This window comes from Paraburkholderia sp. D1E (assembly GCF_052682275.1).
Window position 1 is genome coordinate 5,319,823 of record NZ_JBQYMB010000001.1, and the last position, 19,540, is coordinate 5,339,362.

16 protein-coding genes are annotated in these 19,540 nt (G+C 62.3%); 3 read left to right on the forward strand and 13 right to left on the reverse strand.

What is annotated here, in order from left to right; translation table 11 throughout:
* Nucleotides 1-53 precede the first annotated feature (53 nt).
* On the forward strand, nucleotides 54-1,445 hold the full coding sequence (locus ACUN0E_RS23890) for a CoA transferase (protein WP_445570509.1): 1,392 nt from the start codon (nucleotides 54-56) through the stop codon (nucleotides 1,443-1,445).
* 97 nt (nucleotides 1,446-1,542) lie between these two features.
* On the opposite strand, the gene ACUN0E_RS23895 is transcribed toward ACUN0E_RS23890, so the two are convergent.
* Nucleotides 1,543-2,289: a GntR family transcriptional regulator gene (locus ACUN0E_RS23895; protein WP_445568140.1), complete on the reverse strand. Its 747-nt coding sequence runs from the start codon at nucleotides 2,287-2,289 to the stop codon at nucleotides 1,543-1,545.
* Between the two features lie 200 nt (nucleotides 2,290-2,489).
* Between ACUN0E_RS23895 and ACUN0E_RS23900 the strand changes: the two genes are divergently transcribed.
* Nucleotides 2,490-3,335, forward strand: a complete 846-nt coding sequence (locus ACUN0E_RS23900) for an aldo/keto reductase (protein WP_445568141.1) — start codon at nucleotides 2,490-2,492, stop codon at nucleotides 3,333-3,335.
* Nucleotides 3,336-3,417: 82 nt separating this feature from the next.
* On the opposite strand, the gene ACUN0E_RS23905 is transcribed toward ACUN0E_RS23900, so the two are convergent.
* The 12 genes from ACUN0E_RS23905 to ACUN0E_RS23960 all read right to left on the reverse strand — a co-directional run bounded on the left by ACUN0E_RS23905 (nucleotide 3,418) and on the right by ACUN0E_RS23960 (nucleotide 17,775).
* A complete protein-coding gene (locus ACUN0E_RS23905) occupies nucleotides 3,418-3,900 on the reverse strand; it encodes a hypothetical protein (protein WP_408235129.1) in 483 nt (160 codons plus the stop codon).
* 295 nt (nucleotides 3,901-4,195) lie between these two features.
* A complete protein-coding gene (locus ACUN0E_RS23910) occupies nucleotides 4,196-4,990 on the reverse strand; it encodes a hypothetical protein (protein WP_445568142.1) in 795 nt (264 codons plus the stop codon).
* A 605-nt stretch (nucleotides 4,991-5,595) separates the two neighbouring features.
* Complete coding sequence (locus tag ACUN0E_RS23915) at nucleotides 5,596-7,767, reverse strand: ABC transporter ATP-binding protein (protein WP_445568143.1); 2,172 nt, start codon at nucleotides 7,765-7,767, stop codon at nucleotides 5,596-5,598.
* Nucleotides 7,764-8,642, reverse strand: a complete 879-nt coding sequence (locus tag ACUN0E_RS23920) for an ABC transporter permease (RefSeq protein WP_408235138.1) — start codon at nucleotides 8,640-8,642, stop codon at nucleotides 7,764-7,766. Before ACUN0E_RS23920 ends, ACUN0E_RS23915 begins: the two co-directional genes overlap by 4 nt.
* On the reverse strand, nucleotides 8,639-9,649 hold the full coding sequence (locus tag ACUN0E_RS23925) for an ABC transporter permease (protein ID WP_325043472.1): 1,011 nt from the start codon (nucleotides 9,647-9,649) through the stop codon (nucleotides 8,639-8,641). The genes ACUN0E_RS23920 and ACUN0E_RS23925 overlap by 4 nt, the downstream gene beginning before the upstream one ends.
* A gap of 90 nt (nucleotides 9,650-9,739) precedes the next feature.
* Nucleotides 9,740-11,410 carry an ABC transporter substrate-binding protein gene (locus ACUN0E_RS23930; protein WP_445568144.1) on the reverse strand — a complete coding sequence of 557 codons (1,671 nt, stop codon included), beginning with the start codon at nucleotides 11,408-11,410 and terminating at the stop codon, nucleotides 9,740-9,742.
* A gap of 327 nt (nucleotides 11,411-11,737) precedes the next feature.
* Complete coding sequence (locus tag ACUN0E_RS23935) at nucleotides 11,738-12,757, reverse strand: HoxN/HupN/NixA family nickel/cobalt transporter (RefSeq protein WP_445568145.1); 1,020 nt, start codon at nucleotides 12,755-12,757, stop codon at nucleotides 11,738-11,740.
* Between the two features lie 18 nt (nucleotides 12,758-12,775).
* Entirely contained in the window at nucleotides 12,776-13,291 is a 516-nt protein-coding gene (locus ACUN0E_RS23940; RefSeq protein ID WP_408235147.1) for a cupin domain-containing protein, read from the reverse strand.
* A gap of 207 nt (nucleotides 13,292-13,498) precedes the next feature.
* Entirely contained in the window at nucleotides 13,499-15,604 is a 2,106-nt protein-coding gene (fusA, locus tag ACUN0E_RS23945; RefSeq protein WP_445568146.1) for an elongation factor G, read from the reverse strand.
* Between the two features lie 303 nt (nucleotides 15,605-15,907).
* Complete coding sequence (locus ACUN0E_RS23950) at nucleotides 15,908-16,414, reverse strand: DUF192 domain-containing protein (protein WP_408337504.1); 507 nt, start codon at nucleotides 16,412-16,414, stop codon at nucleotides 15,908-15,910.
* Between the two features lie 145 nt (nucleotides 16,415-16,559).
* The gene (locus ACUN0E_RS23955) at nucleotides 16,560-16,754 is read right to left on the reverse strand and encodes a hypothetical protein (protein ID WP_445568147.1); all 195 of its coding nucleotides are present in this window, start codon (nucleotides 16,752-16,754) and stop codon (nucleotides 16,560-16,562) included.
* Nucleotides 16,755-17,205: 451 nt separating this feature from the next.
* The gene (locus tag ACUN0E_RS23960; protein WP_445568148.1) at nucleotides 17,206-17,775 is read right to left on the reverse strand and encodes a pseudouridine synthase; all 570 of its coding nucleotides are present in this window, start codon (nucleotides 17,773-17,775) and stop codon (nucleotides 17,206-17,208) included.
* A 337-nt stretch (nucleotides 17,776-18,112) separates the two neighbouring features.
* Between ACUN0E_RS23960 and icd the strand changes: the two genes are divergently transcribed.
* Nucleotides 18,113-19,369 carry an NADP-dependent isocitrate dehydrogenase gene (gene icd, locus ACUN0E_RS23965; RefSeq protein ID WP_408235161.1) on the forward strand — a complete coding sequence of 419 codons (1,257 nt, stop codon included), beginning with the start codon at nucleotides 18,113-18,115 and terminating at the stop codon, nucleotides 19,367-19,369.
* Nucleotides 19,370-19,540 lie beyond the last annotated feature (171 nt).

The window sequence follows — 19,540 nt, forward strand, 5'->3', positions numbered from 1 at the left end:
ATTTTAGACTCGGTTCACTTTCTTCCCGTTCCGAGATGAACGACATGAACCCCATGACGCCTGAACTCGCTCTCAAACATATCTGGATAATCGCGGAATGCGACCCGACTGCGCTGAGGTCCGTTTCGCTTGCGGGCACCGATCCGGGCTTGCCGTCGGTCTACCGGGTCGGCGCGTTGGCCTCGGCGACCATCGCCGCGACCGGCCTCGCGGCTGCCGAATATCATCGCTTGCGCACGGGGCGTCGACAACACGTCACGGTGGAGATGCGGCGTGCGCTGGCCTCATTTCGCAGCGAGCGCTATCTGCGTATCGACGAGGGTCCGCCGCCCGCCTTGCGCGATCCGGTGATGGGTTTCTACGCCACGCGCGATGACCGCTGGATTCAACTGCACACGAACTTTCCGCATCATCTCGAAGGCGTGCTGAAGGTGCTCGGCTGCGCGAACGATCGCGCGGCGGTGGCTGAAGCGATTCGCGGCTGGGATGGCGGCACGCTGGACCAGACGCTCGCCGACGCCGGCTTGTGCGCTGCCTTGATTCGTACGCCCGACGAGTGGGCCGCGCTCGATCAGGCGAAAGCGATTGCGGGGCTGCCGTTGTTCGAGATCGAGCGCATCGGCGACGCGCCGGTCGAGCCACCACGGCGTGGCGGCGCGGAGCGGCCGCTGGCGGGCGTGCGGGTGCTGGATTTGTCGCGCATCATTGCCGGGCCGGTGGCGGGCCGCGCGCTCGCACAGCATGGCGCCGAAGTGTTGATGGTCAACGGTCCGCATTTGCCGAATATTCCACCGCTGGTGATCGACAACGGGCGCGGCAAGCGTTCGGCGGTTGTTGATCTGCGCGATGCCGCTGGGCGGGAAACCTTACGCGGTCTCGCCGGTGGCGCAGATGTGTTTTTGCAGGCGTATCGGCCGGGGGCTCTGACGGCGCGTGGGTTTGGTCCCCAGGAACTGGCGCAGGTGCGGCCGGGGATCGTCTATGTCTCGGTTTGCGCTTATGGGCACACGGGACCTTGGGCCGGGCGGCGCGGCTTCGATAGTCTGGTGCAGTCTGCGAGTGGGATCGCTTTTACCGAGCGCGAGGCAGCGGGATGGGACGAGCCGAAGCATTTACCCTGTCAGGCGTTGGATCATGCTACGGGGTATCTGGCCGCTTTCGGCGCGATGGCCGCATTGGCGCGGCGAGCCACCGAAGGTGGCAGCTGGCACGTGAGGGTGTCGCTTGCGCAGACCGGACGGTGGTTGCAGTCGTTTGGATTGCTTCCCGACGGCTGGAAGGCAGCCGATGTTTCCATCGACGACGTGCGGGACTGTCTTACGACCGTTCAATCCGAGTTCGGGCGTGTTCTGGGGGTTCTGCCGGCCGAGCGTCTGGATGAGACGCCTGCCTGTTTTGAGTTGCCGCCGGCCCGGATCGGGGCGCACGAGGCGAAATGGGAGTGAAGACTGTTTGCCCGTCCTGTGCCTGGTTGCTTGCGTACGGCGCCGGGTCGCGGGTACAGATGCCGGCGCGGCGAAAAAGCGCCGCGCGGGTAGAAAACTATTTCCTCAACTCCGCCACAAAATCATAGTAATCGTTCCGGCAGTAGGTATCGGTCAGCTCGATCGCCCGCTGATCCGCTGTATAGCCGACGCGAGTGATCAGCAACAGCGCGTCGTTCGGGGCAATGCTCATCTGCTGCGCAATCTCTTCATTCGCGTTCACTGCGCGAAAATGCTGCAGCGCGCGGACAATCGTCAGCCCGCGATTTTCCAGGTACGTGTACAACGAATCGCCAATTGCCTGGGGATCGGGAATCACCGCAGCCGGGAAGGTGGAATTCTCCACGGCCATCACGATGCCGTCGGCGAGACGCAAGCGGCGCAGCCGGGTCACGGCCGCCGCAGGCGACAAGCCCAGTTGAATCACCTCATCGCGGTTAGCCGGCGAAATTTCCCGCGACAGCCACTTCGAACTCGGCGTAAAACCGCGCCGCCGCAGCATTTCGCTGAAGCTCGACAGACGCGACAGCGGATCTTCATAGCGCGGCGTGATGAAGCTGCCCGCGCCTTGGGTGCGGCGGATTAATCCCTGTTCGACCAGTAGGGCAATGGCTTTGCGCGAGGTGATCCGCGATACGCCGAGCGCTTCGGACAGCACGCGCTCGGAGGGCAGCGCCTCGCCCGCGTTCCAACGGTTTTCGTGAATCGCAGTGCCGAGCTTGCGAGCGAGTTGCAGGTATAGCGGCGTGTCGTTTTCCGGGTCCGGGCGCAGGTCGCGCCAGCGGTCTTCCGAGGCAGAGGTCATGGGGCTCACGCAAGAAGGGCAAGCGGCAATTCTAAGACATCGGCGCGCTCCGTTATAGCGGGCTTTTGCCTGGTGGCCGATCCGATGCCCGTGCAACCGCTAAACTCGTCCCTATGATTTCCGTAGCCTGCGCCGCCGCATCGACCTATACGCATGGTCAGACGCGCATTTCAATCTGTTAGCCACTTCGAGGACCAAGCATGACGACCGATATCGCAAGCGTGAGCCTGCCCGACGGCGAGCGCATTCCGAAACTGGGGCAGGGCACCTGGGAGATGGGAGAACAGCCCGCGCGCCGCGCCTCGGAAATCGCCGCACTGCGTTGCGGCATCGAACTGGGCATGACGCTGATCGATACGGCGGAAATGTACGGCGACGGTGCTACCGAATCGCTCGTGGGTGAAGCGCTGGCGGGGCTGCGCGATCAGGTCTTTCTCGTCAGCAAGGTCTATCCGCATAACGCCAGCCGGCGCGGTGTGATCGCGGCCTGCGAACAGAGCCTGAAGCGCCTGAAGACGGATCGGCTCGATCTGTATCTGCTGCACTGGCGCGGTTCGGTGCCGCTCGCGGAAACCGTCGAGGCGTTCGAGGTGTTGCGCAGCGCGGGCAAAGTTCGCCACTGGGGTGTCAGCAACTTCGATACCGACGATATGGACGAGCTCGTCGCCACGCCGGGTGGCGAGGCATGCGCAACCAATCAGATTCTCTACAACGTCGCACGCCGTGGAGCGGAATTCGACCTGCTGCCATGGCTCGCCGCGCGCAAAATGCCGGCGATGGCATATAGCCCGGTCGATCACGCGCGCCTGCCGAAGCGCTCACCGCTCGATGACATCGCCGACACACGTGGTGTTTCGGTGTTTCAGGTGGCGTTAGCGTGGGTGTTGCAAAAGCCCGGTGTGTTCGCGATTCCGAAAGCGGGCCGCGTCGAGCATGCGCGCGACAACCATCGGGCGTTGCAACTGGAACTCGGCGCTCATGAACTCGCTGCCATCGACACTTATTTCAAACCGCCGCGCAGCAAGCGGCCACTCGAAATGCTGTAAACGGAGTGGTGGCCGCCTGCGAATGGCAGCCGGCCTTGCAGTCGGTGCGCTTACGCCGCTGTGGCTCGCTGCGCCGGCGTTATTAATTGCAACTGTGGTGCATGTGCACGGAACCCAGAACGGCGACTTCAGCGGGCGTGTGCTTGAGCGAATCTTCGTTGACCTGAGCCGCGTCGGCGACGAACTCGTCGACGATCGACGACACCTGCGTATTGCGCAAACACAGCGAGACCCGCTGCGTTTCGTTGGGCGGCAGCGACGCGCGCTGACCGAGGAACAGTACACCGTACTGATAGCCGTGGATGATGCCGCGGATCGCGCCGACGCATTGACCCTGCGCGACGTTGTCATTTTTCTGTTTGCAGGTTTGCGCGAGTGAATAGGCAGAGAAGGTGGGATCGACCGGCGGAGCGGCTTGCGACAGGGTCTGTTGCTCCTGCTGGGCCGATGTAGCCGGCGTTTGCGCCGGGGTTTGCGCATGAGCGAGCGATGCGAGGCCCAGAGCGGTGACCATGAGCAGACCAGCGGCCGTGCGCGCCATGGCGTGGGGGACGTTTCGTTGCATGTTGTGATGCCCTCATATCGAACGTTGATATCTGATATGAGGCGATCGCTTCGGTTTGGTTCCGGTCACGCGCGACGCATTCGATTGTTCTGGTTTTAAACGTGTGCAAGAGCCGCTTGTCAGCGGTTCGCGGCGGTGCCTGCCGTTTTGCCGGACCGCCTGCGGTGCTGACTACACCGGCCGGCTTCGGGCGGTGACGCTCGACCGGGGGATCGAGACATCACCGCCGATGCCGGCGGACTGCGAACGGGATACAGAAGTATGTCGTTAGCGACGGGTAGGGCGCGGGGGCCCCCTACCCGAGAAGCAGGCGACTGCTAGTGCCCATTCCCTCCGCCATTGCCACTACCGTTACCGCCGCTACCCTTGCCTCCGTGACCGCCGCCGAAGCCTCCGCCAAAGCCGCCGCCGAACCCGCCACCGAAGCCTCCGCCAAAACCACCACCAAAACCACCGCCGCTACCAGGACCGCCTCCTTTTCCACCGCCGGGGCCGCCGCTGGAGCCACCACCGCAACCGCAGCCGCTGCTACCGCTGCTACCGCTGCTACCGCTGCTACCGCTGCTACCGCTGCTGCCGCTGCTGCCGCTGCTGCCGCTACTACCGCTGCTGCCGCTGCTACCACTGCTACCGCTACTACCGCTACTACCGCTACTACCGCTACTACCGCTACTACCGCTACTACCGCTACTACCGCTACTACCGCTACTACCGCTACTACCACTGCTCCCACTGCTCCCACTGCTCCCACTGCTCCCACTGCTCCCACTGCTCCCACTGCTCCCGCTACTACCACTGCTTCCACCGCCGCTGCTACCGCCACCATTGCCGTTACCGCCGCCGTTGCCGTTGCCCGAGCCGGCAGCTCCGCCGGCACCATTGCCGCTCGAACCTCCGCCACTGCTGCCCGCGCCGGAGGCACCGCTGCCACCGCCATGCCGTGCGCACCCCCCGACAGTGCTGGTGGTGCAATCGTGCGGCTGGAACACCAGGGCTGCGTCGTCGGCAATGGACGGTTCGCCCGGCGCCGTGCCTGTGGCCGCCGCACCTGCCGCCGAACCGTCGTCCTGCGCGACTTGCGTCGCGCCATGCGTGCCGCTCGCGGGCAATGGCGCATCGGCAAGCACGATCCACCTGGGGATTACATCGGTTGAAGCCGGGTACGCGACCTGGGTCACCAGCAAAATCACGCCTGCCACGACTGCCGTATTCCGTATAACCCCGAAGTAGTACTGATTGAATCTTCTGGTTTTCATCACGTCTCTCCCGAGGGAACGCCGACACCTCGCCGTTGCCATCTCTCACGCTGATTCGCTAGCGGCGGGCCTGTCTGAACGCGGGCCTCGTCGCCCCCCCGAGTCTGTTTTGCGGATGCAAGTCAACCACCATCCCTGTCTTCCCGGTTCCGAGCCGGTGCGCTGACAAACGCTACGTGCGCTTCAGCAGATACCGTCCGGCGCGCGTCGTCACGTATCGCTTCTTGCTACGGCGATGCGCACAAGCGGCGCTTCCGATTCTCTTTCCCGATCTCGTTGGCTCGGAGTGTCTGGACAGTACTTAGCGATATCCATGCCATTGCCCGCAAAGCCTTGCGGCGACAGGTGTCGAATCGGGGTGTGCGATGCCCGGGAGGCAAAAATGCACAAAAACGTTTCGGCGATGAAACGCGTGGCCGGAGCGCCGCGTTATTGCGCGTTATTCGTTACGCGCGGCGTTTTCTGGCGCGTTTTCCGAGCCGCTGCCGGAGGCCTGGCCGCCGTTGTCGTGCGAGGCGGCTTGCAGCACGCGCAGTTCGTCGACGGGAATATGGCAGCGGATGCGATGCGCGGACAGTTGGGCAGGATCGCCGCCGCCGGCTTCGAGGAAGGGCGGGTCCTGCTGCTCGCAGATCGCGCCGACCTTGCGCGGGCAGCGCGTATGGAACACGCAACCGGACGGCGGCGATGCCGCGCTCGGCAGATCGCCGGATAGCCGTATGCGGGTTTTGCTGTCGTGGGCATCGAGCGTCGGCACCGCAGACAGAAGTGCTTCGGTGTAAGGATGGTGCGGTCCGCCGAAGACGGCGGCTGCCGGCCCGATCTCCAGCAGGCGGCCGAGGTACAGCACGGCGATGCGGTCCGACAGATAGCGCACTACGTGCAGATCGTGCGAGATAAACACGTAGCTCACGCCGCGCTCGCGTTGCAGATCCGCGAGCAGGTTGAGAATCGCCGCCTGCACGGAAACGTCGAGCGCGGACGTGGGCTCGTCGCAGACCACCACGCGTGGCTCACCGGCAAACGCGCGCGCGATCGCCACGCGCTGCTTGAGTCCACCGGACAACTGACGCGTGCGCGATCCGAGATAGCGTTCGGGCAGGCGCACCGCCGCCGTCAAGGCGGCGAGCCGTTCGTCGATCGCGGCGCCACGCAGCGCGGTGAGGCGCGACAACGCACGGCCGATCAGCCGCTTCACCGAATGCGCACGATTGAGCGCTGAGTCCGGATTCTGGAACACGATCTGCAGTGACTTGACCTGTTCGTCGTTGCGTCGCGTGACGCGTGCGGCGAGTGGTGTGCCGTCGAGTTCGAGCACACTGCCCGCGTCCGGTGTGAGCAGGCCGAGCATCAGTTTCGCGAGCGTCGTCTTGCCGCTGCCGGATTCGCCGACAAGGCCGAGCGTTTCGCCGCTCGCGAGATCGATCGAGACGTTGTCGACTGCGCGAAGCGAGGCGCCGGATACGTGGAATGTCTTCGAGAGTTTTTCCGCGCGCAGCACGAGAGCAGCGCGCTCGCCGTCACGCGGCACATCGCCATGCCGGGGCAATATTTCTGCGGCCGCATGCGGCAGTTCGATGGCGCGTTCGTGATAATGGCAGCGCGACATCTGATCGCCATGCGCGGCGCTCACGCGATACGGCGGCGGTGCTTCACGGTGGCAGCGGTCGTCGGCGAGGCGGCAACGGTCCGCGTAAATACAGCCTTGTGTGACCGAACCGGGCAAAGGCAGATGGCCCGCAATGGTATCGAGCCGCTCGGTGTCCTTGCTGCGCCCCGCGCTCGGCAGGCAGCGCAGCAGTCCAACCGTATAGGGATGACGCGGCCGCGCGAACACGTCCTGGGTTGCGCCTTCCTCGACCAGCTTGCCTGCATACAGCACGCCAACGCGCTCGCACATGCGCCCGATCACCGCGAGGTTGTGGCTGATGAACAGCACGGCCGTGCCGAGTTCTTCGCGTAGTTGCGCCACCAGATCGAGCACTTCGGCTTCGACGGTGGCGTCGAGCCCGGTGGTCGGTTCGTCGAGAATCAGCAAGGCCGGATTCGAGGCGAGGGCCATCGCGATCACAACTCGCTGCTGCATGCCGCCCGACAACTGATGTGGATAGCTGTCCATCACGCGTTCGGGTGCGGCGATGCGTACACGCTGCAGCATCTCGACCGTGCGCTGCGCCGCTTCGTCACGCGAGACGCCGGCCGCTTCGAATGCTTCCGTGACTTGCCGCGCGATCGTCAGCGATGGATTCAACGCTCGCCCGGGGTCCTGATAGACCATCGAAATCGCGTTCGCGCGCATCGTGCGCAACGCGTCGGCGTCGAGCTTCTGCACGTCCTGGCCGGCGATGATGATCTTGCCCGCCTTCACCTTGCCGTTGCGCGGCAGATAGCGCAACGCCGCCATCGCGACCGTCGATTTACCGCAGCCCGATTCACCGACGAGGCCATATGCTTCGCCACGCCGCACGCGAAACGATACGTCCTGCAGCACTTCGCGATCGCGTCCGCGCATCCGGTACGTGACCGTCAGGCCCACGACAGTCAGCGCATCCGTGCGGTCGCTCTTCGACACGTCGAAGGCGGGGAACGAGGCGGGCGGCGGGCCGTTCATCGGTCGAGCACTCCTTGCACGCTGTCGGCGATCAGATTCACACCGACCACGAGCGAGGCGATGGCGCCGGCTGCGAACACGACAGTCCACCATGCACCGCCCGCCATCAGCGTGTACGACTCGGAGAGCGCGAGCCCCCAGTCGGCGGAAGGTGGCTGAATGCCGAAGCCGAGAAACGACAGCGTCGCAACCGCGAAAATCGCATACCCGAGCCGCACGGTCGCCTCGACGATGATTGGCGGCAGCACGTTTGGCAAAATCTCCGCGAACATGATGTACGGTGCGCGTTCGCCGCGCAGTTGCGCCGCGGCGACGTAGTCCAGATGCCGTTCGGCGAACACGGCGGCCCGTACCGTACGTGCAGTGATCGGCGTGAAGGTGATGCCGATCACGAGGATCACGGTGAAGTTCGATGCACCGACCGCGGCCAGTGCGAGCAACGCGACGATCACGAGCGGCAGCGCGAGCACGGCATCGATCGCGCGGCCCACTACGTTGTCGACCCAGCCTTCGAAGTAGCCGACGATCAGTCCCAGCGCCGTGCCCGCGAGCGTGCCGAGCAGGGTCGCCAATGGCGCGATGGTCAGAATGTCGCGCGCGCCGACGATTACCCGCGAAAACACGTCACGGCCGAGCTGATCGGTGCCGAACCAGTGGGTGCTGTCGGGCGGCATGAGCGAGTTGAGCGGGTCGGATGCGTACGGGTCGATCCGCACGATCCATTGCCCGGCGATCGCGCAGACAATCCACCATCCAACGATCAGCACGCCCACCACAAACGTGGGCGAGCGCAGCAGCACGCGCAACTGATCGAAGCGCGGTTCAGTCGCCGGGCGTGGCGCAGGCGGCGCGGCCGGCGGAACGATGGTGCTCATTCGGCGCTCCTCACCCGCAGCCGCGGATTGAGCAGGACATGCAGCGCATCGGCGACGAGATTGGCGACGGTGTAGACCACGCCGATCGTTAGCACGCCCGCTTCGAGCATCGGAAAATCCTTGGCCTTGGCGGCGTTGTAGATCAACGAGCCGATACCTTGATAGTGGAACAGTGTCTCGACCACCACGAGACCGCCGATCATATAGCCGAGCTGCGTCGCGGCGACGGTGATAGTTGGCAGCAGCGCATTGCGCAATACGTGCCGCCAGATCACGGTACGGCGCGGCAAGCCTTTGAGGATCGCAGTGCGGGTGTAGTCCGCATCGAGCGCTTCGACGGTGCCCGCGCGCGCCATCCGCGCGATGTAGCCGAAAAACACCAGCACCAGCGGTAGCACCGGCAGAATCAGATGGCGTAATTGTTCGAGTGCGCTTGCTTCGGGTGGATACGACGCTTCGATCGGCAGCCACCTGAGCCACACGCCGAACACCAGAATCAGCACGATCGACGAGACGAACTCCGGCACCACGGTCGCCGACAAACCGGCGATGCTGATAGTGCGATCGAGCCAGCGTCCCGCGTGCATGGCCGACCACACGCCACCCGCAATGCCGAGCGGCACGACGACGATAAATGCGAGCAGGCCGAGCTTGGCCGAATGCGCCAGAGCGTCGGCGATAAACGGCCCGACCGGTTCGCGGTACGCATAGGAGAGCCCCATATCGCCGCGCACGAAATGCGAAATCCACTCGACGTATTGCGTCATGAGCGGCCGGTCCGCGCCGAGTTGATGATTAAGCGCTGCGACCGCACGCGCATCGGCGAGCGGCCCGAGTACCGCGCGGCCGATATCGCCAGGTAGCAACTGGCCGCCCGCGAACACGATCACCGACAGTAGCCACAGCGTAATCAACGACAAACCGACCCGCGTCGCCAGAAAACGCACGACGCGGCCCGCGTTGCCGCTTGAGACCGGCGAAGCGGAAGGGGTCACCGTAGTCGACATCGTGATCTCCTGCCGAAGAAGCGCCGCGCGCTCATACGTTCAACGGCTTTCGCGTTCACAGCTTTTGTGTTCACGGCCTTTGCGTTCAAATTACGCGCTCAACACCGCGCGGTCGAAATAGAGTTGTGCGAGCGCGGTGAAGCGCACGCCGTTCACACCCTTGCGCATGGCGATCAGTTGATCGTAAAAGAACGGGATGATCACCGGTGTCTCGTCGAGCAGTAACGTCTGGATTTGCCCGGAGATTTTCCGCTGCGTGCCCAGATCGATCGCCGCGACGAACTGCGCGACCAGTTGATCGTATTGCGGGTTCCTGAAGTGGGCGGCATTCCATGTGCCGGTGCTGGTGAGCGGCGCGTTCAGAAACACGTTCGGTACGCCGCGATGGCCGTAATCGGTGATGCCGAGCGGCGAGTCGAGCCAATCCGACTTGCCCGGCGTGCCCGCACCGTAGTACAGCGATTGGCTTTCCACTTTCAGATTGATGCGCACGCCGATCGCCTTCGCCGCGTTCTGAACGACCACCGCGAGATCGGGAATCTCCATGTACTTCTCGGTGGTCAGCGTGACGTCGAAACCGTTCGGCACGCCTGCTTGCGCAAGCAGTTGCTTCGCTTTCGCGACGTCGATCTTTCGTTGCGCGACGCCTGCATCGGAGGACGGAAACACGGGGGCGAACGGACTGTCGTTACCGAGCTGCGCGCGGCCTTTGAACAGGCCACGCACGAGTATGTCGCGATCGAGCGACAACGCCAGCGCCTGACGCACGCGCTTGTCCTTGAACAGCGGGTTGTCATTGCGCATATGAATCTGGCGATGCGCGCTCGACTTCACGCCGACTGCCTTGTAGTCCGGATTGTTCAGAATACCGGCGCCGCCCTGCACAGTGAAGGTCCCCATCACGTCAGCCTGATGGCCCTGCAGCGCGAGCAATTGCGCCTGTTCATCGGCGTAGAACGAGAATTGTACGCGTTGCGGTAACGCTTTGTCGCCCCAGTAATCGGGATTACGCACGAACGATGCGCCGACCTTCGCCTGATACTTTTCGAGCTTGAACGGACCGGTACCGATAAAGCTCTTTTCATAACCACCCGCATAGTTCGCGGGCAGGATCACGGCGTTGTAATTGTCCGAGGAAACGTAGTACGGGAAGTTGCCGTTCGGTGCATCGAGATGGAAGGCGACCGTGTGCTCGTCGACCACCTTCGCAGCGCCTTTCGACAGGACGCCCTTGAGCACCGAGAGCGCTGCCGAACCGCTTGCCGGATCGGCGAGACGATCGAAGGTGGCGACGACGTCTTTGGCGGTGAACGCCTGGCCGTCGTGGAACTTGACGTTCGGGCGCAGCTTGAAGGTCCACACGTCGCCCTTGTCGTTCGGCTTCCACGACAAGGCGAGCGCCGGCTTCAATACGAGCTTTTCGCCGTCGTCGTCGATCAGGAATTCGCCGGTCTGGTTCAGCAGCGCGAGACTTGCGGCATCGGTCACGGTGAGCGGGTCGACTGCGCCGGCCGGCGTCAGATGGGCCACGCGGATCGTCTGGTTAGACGGACTCGGCGCGCCTTGCGCACGTGCCTGCGGCGTATTCAGAACGCCGCCGCCAGCCAGCGACAAACCGATTACGCTCGCGTAGCGCAGCAGATCGCGGCGCGTGATGCGGCCGGCGATGAATTCGTCGATAGCGTGGTTGCCGTAGGCGTCGGCGGTGCGGCGGGCTAGGTCGAGTTCGAGTTCGAGAAATCGGTCCGCGGGAGTCTTCATCTATGGAGTGTCCAGTCCGTTCTGCTGTCGGTTCTGAAGGGCCGCGCCGGATGCTCGCGACAGGGCGACTTATGGCAATGACGACAAGCTGCAGGGCGCTGCAGTGACGAAAAGCGGTTTCAGTGTAAGCGATTGCCCGCCGGTTCGGAGCGCCTGGTGCGCGCTCCGGTTCCCGTTTCGCGGATAAAAGGACCGGGGTGTGTCGTCACGACAACGCCCGCTGGGGCTGTCTCGCATGGCCACGCGAAAGCGCAGGATGCGGCAGCGCGGAAACCGCCGCTGCCGCTGTGGAAGCCTTACCGATCCTCCGTAAAAGGCAAGGCGGATTTACCGCGCAATGGTGCCCGGACGGCGCCAGCGATGGAACAACACCGAGCCGATCCAGCACGCCATGAACATTGCGACGATGCCGTAACCCAGTACGCCGAAGCGCTCGTTGAGGCTCGCCACGGCGTCCCATATGCCGCCGTTCAGACCGAGTTTGTCCGATAGCAGTCCCAACGCTTCGATGCCGCCAATCACGATCGCGACCATCGCCGAGACGAACGTGATGCTCGCGTTGTAGTAGAGCTTGCGCTTCGGATCGTCCATGGCCCAGCCGTAGGCGTGGACCATCAGCACGTTGTCGGTGGAGTCGACCAGCGTCATGCCGGCGGTGAAAAGCGCGGGGAACACGAGGATCGAAAACAGCGGCAGACCTTTGCCGGCTTCGGACGCGGCAATTGCCAGCAGGCCGATCTCGGTCGCGGTGTCGAAGCCGAGGCCGAACAGCACGCCGACCGGGTACATGTGCCAGCTTTTCGTCACGAGCCGGAACATCGGCCGTAGTGCGCGCGACAGCAGGCCGCCGGGCGCAATGCTCGCCGCCGCTTCAGCAGCGAGTTCGCCGCCACGTTGAACGTGGCGATAGCGGCGCCAGACGTCGCGCAGAATCACGAGATTCACGCACGCCAGCACTAGCAGAAACACCGCCGACACGACCGTGCCGATCGTGCCGCCTACCGCCTTGAAGGTTTCGAAGCGGCCGTGCAGCGAATGCGCAGTCCACGCAATGCCGATGGTTGCCAGGATTACGATCGTCGAATGGCCCAGCGAAAACGACAGGCCCACGCCGAGCGGCCGCTTGCCCGTCTGCATCAGCTTGCGCGTGACGGCGTCGATCGCGGCGATGTGGTCCGCATCCACTGCGTGGCGCAGGCCGAAGCCATACGCGAGCAGCGCGGTGCCGAGCAGCAGCGGATAGTGGCGAAACGCGACCAGCGCCCACGCCCATGTGCCGAGATTTGCGGCGATCAGTACGGCATACAGCGTGATGAGGCGAGGGCGTAGCGAAGCGGTCGGCGTCATGAGTTGGGTGAAAGAGATTTAGTGATCGTGCGGATGCTTGTGAATCGGATCGACCCAGAAAACAGTTTCCGGTGCTTCCACCGCGTCGATGTTCAGATTCACCACCACCGCTTCATTGTCGCTGCGCACCAGTACGCATTCGAGCGGATCATCGGTACTCGCATTGATTTCCTGATGTGGCACATAGGGCGGCACGAAGATGAAGTCGCCCGGCCCGGCCTCGGCAGTGAACTCGAGATGCTCGCCCCAACGCATGCGCGCCTGGCCGCGCACCACGTAGATCACGCTCTCGAGCGCGCCGTGATGATGCGCGCCGGTCTTTGCATTCGGATGGATCGTCACGGTGCCGGCCCAGATCTTCTGTGCGCCGACGCGCGCCGCGTTGATCGCCGCCGCGCGATTCATGCCGGGCGTTTGCGCGGTATTGCTGTCGAGCTGGTCGCCCTTGATGACCTTGACGCCGTGCTCGCGCCAGTCGACCGGCGCGGACGGCTGTTCATCCTTGTAGTGCGGGTGTTCGTGATCGTGGCTCATGGTGTGTCTCCTCGGGGGCGACCGTCCGGTTGCTGGACGCAGCGCCATCTGGCATTTTTGCACGTTCAAAAACGTGCGTGTTGCCTGCCGGCGCGGGCGGCGTCGCGAACGAAAAAAAGCCCGTCCACAGGGACGGGCTTGTTACTGTTTGCCTTCATTGCAGCCTGGGTTGCAGCGCAGCGCATGGCGTGTTGCAACCCTTGGCGCTTACTTCTGCTTCGCGTTGATCACGGCTTCCGCGACGTTGTTCGGCGTTTCAGCGTAGTGCTTGAACTCCATCGTGTACGTCGCGCGGCCTTGCGTGGCTGAGCGCAGCGATGTCGAGTAACCGAACATCTCGGCGAGCGGCACTTCGGCGCGCACCAGCTTGCCGCCGCCGCCGGCGATGTCTTCCATGCCTTGCACCATCCCGCGCCGGCTTGACAGGTCGCCCATCACGTTGCCCATGAAGTCTTCCGGCGTTTCCACTTCGACGGCCATCATCGGTTCGAGCAGCACAGGTTTCGCTTTGCGCATCGCGTCCTTGAACGCCATCGAACCGGCCATGCGGAACGCGTTTTCGTTCGAGTCGACGTCGTGGTACGAACCGAAGGTCAGCGTGACTTTCACGTCGACCACCGGATAACCCGCCAGCACACCGGCCTTCAGCGTTTCCTGAATGCCCTTGTCGACCGCCGGAATGTACTCACGTGGAATCACGCCGCCCTTGATCGCGTCGACGAATTCGTAGCCCTTGCCTTGCGCCGACGGTTCGAGCGTGATCACCGCATGGCCGTACTGGCCGCGGCCGCCCGACTGCTTGACGAACTTGCCTTCGACGTCTTCGACCTTGTTGCGCACCGTTTCGCGGTAAGCCACCTGCGGCTTGCCGACGGTCGCCTCGACGCCGAACTCGCGCCTCATCCGGTCGACCAGAATTTCCAGGTGCAACTCGCCCATGCCGGAGATGATGGTCTGGCCGGATTCTTCATCCGTCTGCACGCGGAACGACGGGTCTTCCTGCGCCAGACGATTGAGCGCAATGCCCATCTTTTCCTGGTCGACCTTGGTCTTCGGTTCGACGGCCTGCGAAATCACCGGCTCCGGGAAGATCATCTTTTCAAGAATGATCACATGCTGCGGATCGCACAGCGTGTCGCCCGTGGTCGCTTCTTTCAGGCCGACTGCCGCGGCAATGTCGCCACAGTAGACTTCCTTGATTTCCTTGCGCTCGTTCGCATGCATCTGCAGGATCCGGCCAAGGCGTTCCTTCTTTTCCTTGGTGGCGTTGTAGACGGTGTCGCCCGAATTCACCACGCCTGAATACACGCGGAAGAAGATCAGCTGGCCGACAAACGGGTCGGTCATGATCTTGAAGGCGAGGGCGGAGAACGGATCGTCGTCTTTCGGATGACGCTCGATTTCGCGGTCGTACTCGTCGTGACCGCTGATCGCGGGAATGTCGAGCGGCGACGGCAGATAGTCGATGACGGCGTCGAGCATGGCCTGCACGCCCTTGTTCTTGAACGCGCTGCCGCACAGCATGGGCACGATCTCGTTCTTGATCGTGCGCACGCGGATGCCGTGCTTGATTTCCTCTTCGGTCAGCGTCTCGCCGCCCAGGTACTTGTCGAGCAGTTCCTCGCTCGCTTCAGCGGCGGCTTCGACCATCTTGTCGTGCCATTCCTTCGCGGTAGCCACGAGCTCGGCCGGGATATCCCTGTATTCGAATTTGATCCCCTGGTTTTCTTCGTCCCAATAGATCGCCTTCATCTTGACGAGATCGACCACGCCCTGGAAATGATCTTCCGCACCGACGGGAATCTGGATCGGTACGGCGACACCCTTCAGGCGATCGGCAATCTGCCGCTGCACGCGGAAGAAATCCGCGCCCACACGGTCCATCTTGTTGACGAACGCAATGCGGGGCACCTTGTACTTGTTTGCCTGACGCCACACGGTTTCGGACTGCGGCTGCACGCCGCCGACCGAGTCGTACACCATGCACGCGCCGTCGAGCACGCGCATCGAGCGCTCCACTTCAATCGTGAAGTCGACGTGACCCGGGGTGTCGATGATGTTGATCCGGTGTTCCGGATAGTTGCCGGCCATGCCCTTCCAGAAGGCGGTGGTGGCCGCCGACGTGATGGTGATGCCGCGCTCCTGCTCCTGTTCCATCCAGTCCATCGTCGCAGCACCGTCGTGAACCTCGCCGATCTTGTGGGTCACGCCTGTGTAGAACAGAATGCGTTCAGTGGTGGTGGTTTTGCCGGCGTCGATGTGAGCGCTAATGCCGATATTCCGGTAGCGCTCGATGGGAGTCTTGCGGGGCACGTGAACCTCCTTGGAATGGCGCGCCTGAAACGCTCGCCGGGCGGCAGTCTGTACTACCCGGGGAGCCTTTTTGCTGCTTTGCTAAGAATACTAGGATAGCGCGTCGGCCCGTCTTTTGCAGGAATCTTGCCAGCCGCGCGTGAAGGCCTGCTGATATGGGCTCACGGGGTGGCGTGGGCCTGCGCCACGCAGTGCCGGCCTTGCTCTGAACGCAAAAAAGCCGGTGCTTCGTGGAAGGTACCGGCTTTTTTTGAAAAGCGGCCGCTGATGAAGCGGCAGGGTATCGCCGTGGTCGGCGCGCTGTTATTGCGCGGCCGGCAGGCCCTGGATTTTCATCCCCGGTTTGATGCCTTTCGACGAGAACCAGCCCTTACTCATTTCCAACGCATACACGCCGTTGTTTTTCGGGCAGTGATTGTTGGTTGTCTCGGCCTGCATTTCGTCGATGTCGGTGACCGTGCCGTCGGCGCGCATGAAAGCGATCGACAGCGGGATCAACGTGTTCTTCATCCAGAAGCAATGCACTGCGGTTTCATTGAAGACGAACAGCATGCCTTCATTCGGCGCGAGGGTTGTACGATACATCAAACCTTGTTCACGGTCCGCGTCGTTGGCGGCGACGGCCGCGTCGATCACGAACATGCCCGCGGTCAGCTTCGCGCGCGGAAAGTCGCCAGGCTGCTTCGCGCCGGCCGGCATGTCTTGCGCATGAGCGGGGGCAGCGGTACTCGCGACGAACGACATCGCGGCGAGCGGCAGTGCAACGGCAACAGCGAAACGCGCAATCAACGAGCGCATGGGAAATCGCACGGCATGACTCCTTGCTGGAAATTAACCCGCGAATGTTACGCGAGCGCGTCAAAAACAAAAAGGCAGATCGCCTTTCGGTGATCTGCCTTTCAACGCCGTAAGAACGGCAATGAAGCGTGTTCTTGACTGCGTTTTTACAACGAACTTACTCCGAAGCTGCCGAAGCTGCAGCAGCAGTTGCTGCCTTCTTGTGCGACTTCTTGTGAGCCTTCTTCGTGACTTTCTTTGCCGACGAAGCAGCTGCTGCCGGAGCTGCCGATGCTGCCACCGGTGCCGAAGCTTGTGCGAATGCTGCCGTTGCGAAGAGGCCAGCGACCAGAGCGGCGATCAGTTTGTTCATTTTGAAATCCTCAGCTTGAGTTGATTAACCAAATGACCCGGTTATATGTAGAGTCATGTCGGTAAACGTGCCATCCACCTTTCGGTTGACAGCGCATCGAACAAATTTTTCGACGCGTCTGCTTAGCGCTCAGACTCCCTGTACTCACCGCGAACGGCTTGTGCAAAGGCCCTTAAGGCTGAATGCCGGATAGCTTCGGGCGGCATCTGCGTCGAATAACGCGTGAGCTCGCGCACCGGTTGACGTGTTTTTTGTGGAAAATTTATATGCCGACGTGCTGAAGCAAATGAATGACTGCGCAGCGAATACGAATGCAATTGTTTCACGCGTTTTTCATGTTGGTTTCACGCGCTATTTTGTTTGCGGATACAACGAGTTAGCTTTTTCGCTGCGGGTCGAAATACCGATTCGATGCGAGACCGGTGCAGACGTGGTGCGCGTGTAAACGCGTTCAGACGATGCCTTCCCATGGCGCCTTCAGTGGCAATTCAATGCTCTCTCCCGGTTGAAGTCCGAGCGAAAAAATATCAAGGGCGCCGACCCCGGCGCGCACGAGGCGCAACGTCGGAAAACCGACCGCAGCGGTCATGCGCCGTACCTGACGGTTCTTGCCCTCGGTGATCGACAATTCGATCCATGTGGTCGGAATCGCGGCGCGATAGCGGATCGGCGGCGTGCGGGCCCATAGCGAGTCGGCCGGCTCGACGTATTCAGCGCGGCAGGGCCGCGTCACGTAGTCGCCGAGATCGACGCCGCGCGCGAGCCTCTTCAAAGTGGCATCATCGACCGTGCCTTCCACTTGCGCCCAATACCGTTTGACCAGTTTGTGACGCGGCTCGGCGATGCGCGCTTGCAGCGCACCGTCGTCGGTGAGAAGCAGCAGCCCCTCGCTATCGGAATCGAGCCGGCCCGCCGGATAGACGCCGGGTACTTTTACCCAGTCGGCCAGCGATGCCCGCGTTTCGTGCGGCGAAAACTGGCAGATAGTGCCAAACGGCTTATTCAGGGCGAGGAGTCGCATAGGAGGATCAATGATGGTCGGGCAACGCCGGCGCGCGGGGGCATGCCACGCAGGCCGGGAGAGGCGCTGGCCCGATAGTAAATGGCGGAATAATAATGCATAATAAGTCGCTACTAGTCTTGTGTCTTATATAAGACATAAGACTAAGCAGATTGCCGGTTCTGATTTTCGACGATGTTGGAAAACCCCGAGCCACTATGGGCTCGTTGCTGCGTCGGCGTGGGCTAGAATAGGCGACCAGGCCGCTCGCGGGCGTCCGGCATTGCGCGTAGCGAGGAGCACCCAGTTTCCGCAGTCTCCCATCAGCTTTCAGCACAGCCTTCACTGGAGTCCGATCATGCCGTATCAGCACATCAAGGTCCCGACCGGCGGTGACAAGATCACTGTCAACGCAGATTTCTCGCTCAATATTTCCGACCAGCCCATCATTCCGTATATCGAAGGCGACGGAACGGGCCTCGACATCACGCCGGTGATGTTGAAAGTGGTGGATGCCGCAGTAGAAAAAGCCTATGCAGGCAAGAAGAAAATCCACTGGATGGAAATCTACGCCGGCGAGAAGTCGACCAAGGTGTACGGCCCGGACGTGTGGCTGCCGGAAGAAACGCTGCAGGTGCTGAAGGAATACGTCGTCTCGATCAAAGGTCCGCTCACCACGCCGGTCGGCGGCGGTATCCGTTCGCTGAACGTCGCGCTGCGTCAGGAACTCGATCTGTATGTTTGCCTGCGCCCGGTGCAGTACTTCAAAGGCGTGCCTTCGCCGGTGCGCGAACCTGAGAAGACCAATATGGTGATCTTCCGTGAGAACTCGGAAGACATCTATGCCGGTATCGAATGGCCCGCCGAGTCGGAACAGGCCAGGAAGGTCATCAAGTTCCTGCGGGAAGAAATGGGTGTGAAGAAGATCCGCTTTCCGGAAACCTCGGGGATCGGTATCAAGCCGGTGTCGCGCGAAGGTACGGAGCGTCTGGTGCGCAAGGCGATCCAGTATGCGCTCGACAACGATCGCCGCTCGGTCACACTCGTGCACAAGGGCAACATCATGAAGTTCACGGAAGGCGCATTCCGTGACTACGGTTATGCACTGGCGCAAAAGGAATTCGCCGCGGAGCTGATCGACGGCGGTCCGTGGATGAAGATCAAGAACCCGAAAACGGGTGGCGACATCGTGCTGAAAGACGTGATTGCTGATGCATTTCTCCAGCAGATCCTGCTGCGTCCGGCGGAATACGATGTGATCGCCACGCTGAATCTGAACGGCGACTATGTATCGGACGCGCTGGCCGCACAAGTCGGCGGTATCGGGATCGCGCCGGGCGCGAACATGTCGGATTCGGTCGCCATGTTCGAAGCCACGCACGGCACTGCGCCGAAGTACGCCGGCAAAGACTACGTGAATCCGGGTTCGGAAATTCTCTCGGCCGAGATGATGCTGCGTCACATGGGTTGGACTGAAGCGGCCGATCTGATCATCAAGTCGATGGAAAAGTCGATTTTGCAAAAACGGGTCACGTATGATTTCGCGCGCTTGATGGAAGGCGCGACGCAGGTGTCGTGTTCGGGCTTTGGCCAGGTGTTGATTGAGAATATGTAAGCGATTCGCGCTGGGTTCTCCAGCTCGAATTCAGAACCCCGGCACCGTGAGGTGGCCGGGGTTTTTTGTTCTGGAGCATCCAGGCCGCATACGCGCCGGCAAAGGGGAAGCCGGAAGCTTACGGAAAACCGGTGGAATTTCCGATAATTGGGACAAGGTCCGCCTGCCGAT

Bases quoted from the DNA above. Each gene is read 5' to 3' on its own strand.
- ACUN0E_RS23910 (WP_445568142.1), bottom strand. From the start codon at position 4,990: ATGGCGCGACGCAAGTCGCGCAGGACGACGGTTCGGCGGCAGGTGCGG.
- ACUN0E_RS23935 (WP_445568145.1), bottom strand. From the start codon at position 12,757: ATGACGCCGACCGCTTCGCTACGCCCTCGCCTCATCACGCTGTATGCC.
- ACUN0E_RS23915 (WP_445568143.1), bottom strand. From the start codon at position 7,767: ATGAACGGCCCGCCGCCCGCCTCGTTCCCCGCCTTCGACGTGTCGAAG.
- ACUN0E_RS23900 (WP_445568141.1), top strand. From the start codon at position 2,490: ATGACGACCGATATCGCAAGCGTGAGCCTGCCCGACGGCGAGCGCATT.
- ACUN0E_RS23890 (WP_445570509.1), top strand. From the start codon at position 54: ATGACGCCTGAACTCGCTCTCAAACATATCTGGATAATCGCGGAATGC.
- ACUN0E_RS23930 (WP_445568144.1), bottom strand. From the start codon at position 11,410: ATGAAGACTCCCGCGGACCGATTTCTCGAACTCGAACTCGACCTAGCC.
- ACUN0E_RS23940 (WP_408235147.1), bottom strand. From the start codon at position 13,291: ATGAGCCACGATCACGAACACCCGCACTACAAGGATGAACAGCCGTCC.
- ACUN0E_RS23905 (WP_408235129.1), bottom strand. From the start codon at position 3,900: ATGCAACGAAACGTCCCCCACGCCATGGCGCGCACGGCCGCTGGTCTG.
- ACUN0E_RS23955 (WP_445568147.1), bottom strand. From the start codon at position 16,754: ATGAACAAACTGATCGCCGCTCTGGTCGCTGGCCTCTTCGCAACGGCA.
- ACUN0E_RS23895 (WP_445568140.1), bottom strand. From the start codon at position 2,289: ATGACCTCTGCCTCGGAAGACCGCTGGCGCGACCTGCGCCCGGACCCG.
- ACUN0E_RS23925 (WP_325043472.1), bottom strand. From the start codon at position 9,649: ATGTCGACTACGGTGACCCCTTCCGCTTCGCCGGTCTCAAGCGGCAAC.
- ACUN0E_RS23920 (WP_408235138.1), bottom strand. From the start codon at position 8,642: ATGAGCACCATCGTTCCGCCGGCCGCGCCGCCTGCGCCACGCCCGGCG.
- ACUN0E_RS23960 (WP_445568148.1), bottom strand. From the start codon at position 17,775: ATGCGACTCCTCGCCCTGAATAAGCCGTTTGGCACTATCTGCCAGTTT.
- icd (WP_408235161.1), top strand. From the start codon at position 18,113: ATGCCGTATCAGCACATCAAGGTCCCGACCGGCGGTGACAAGATCACT.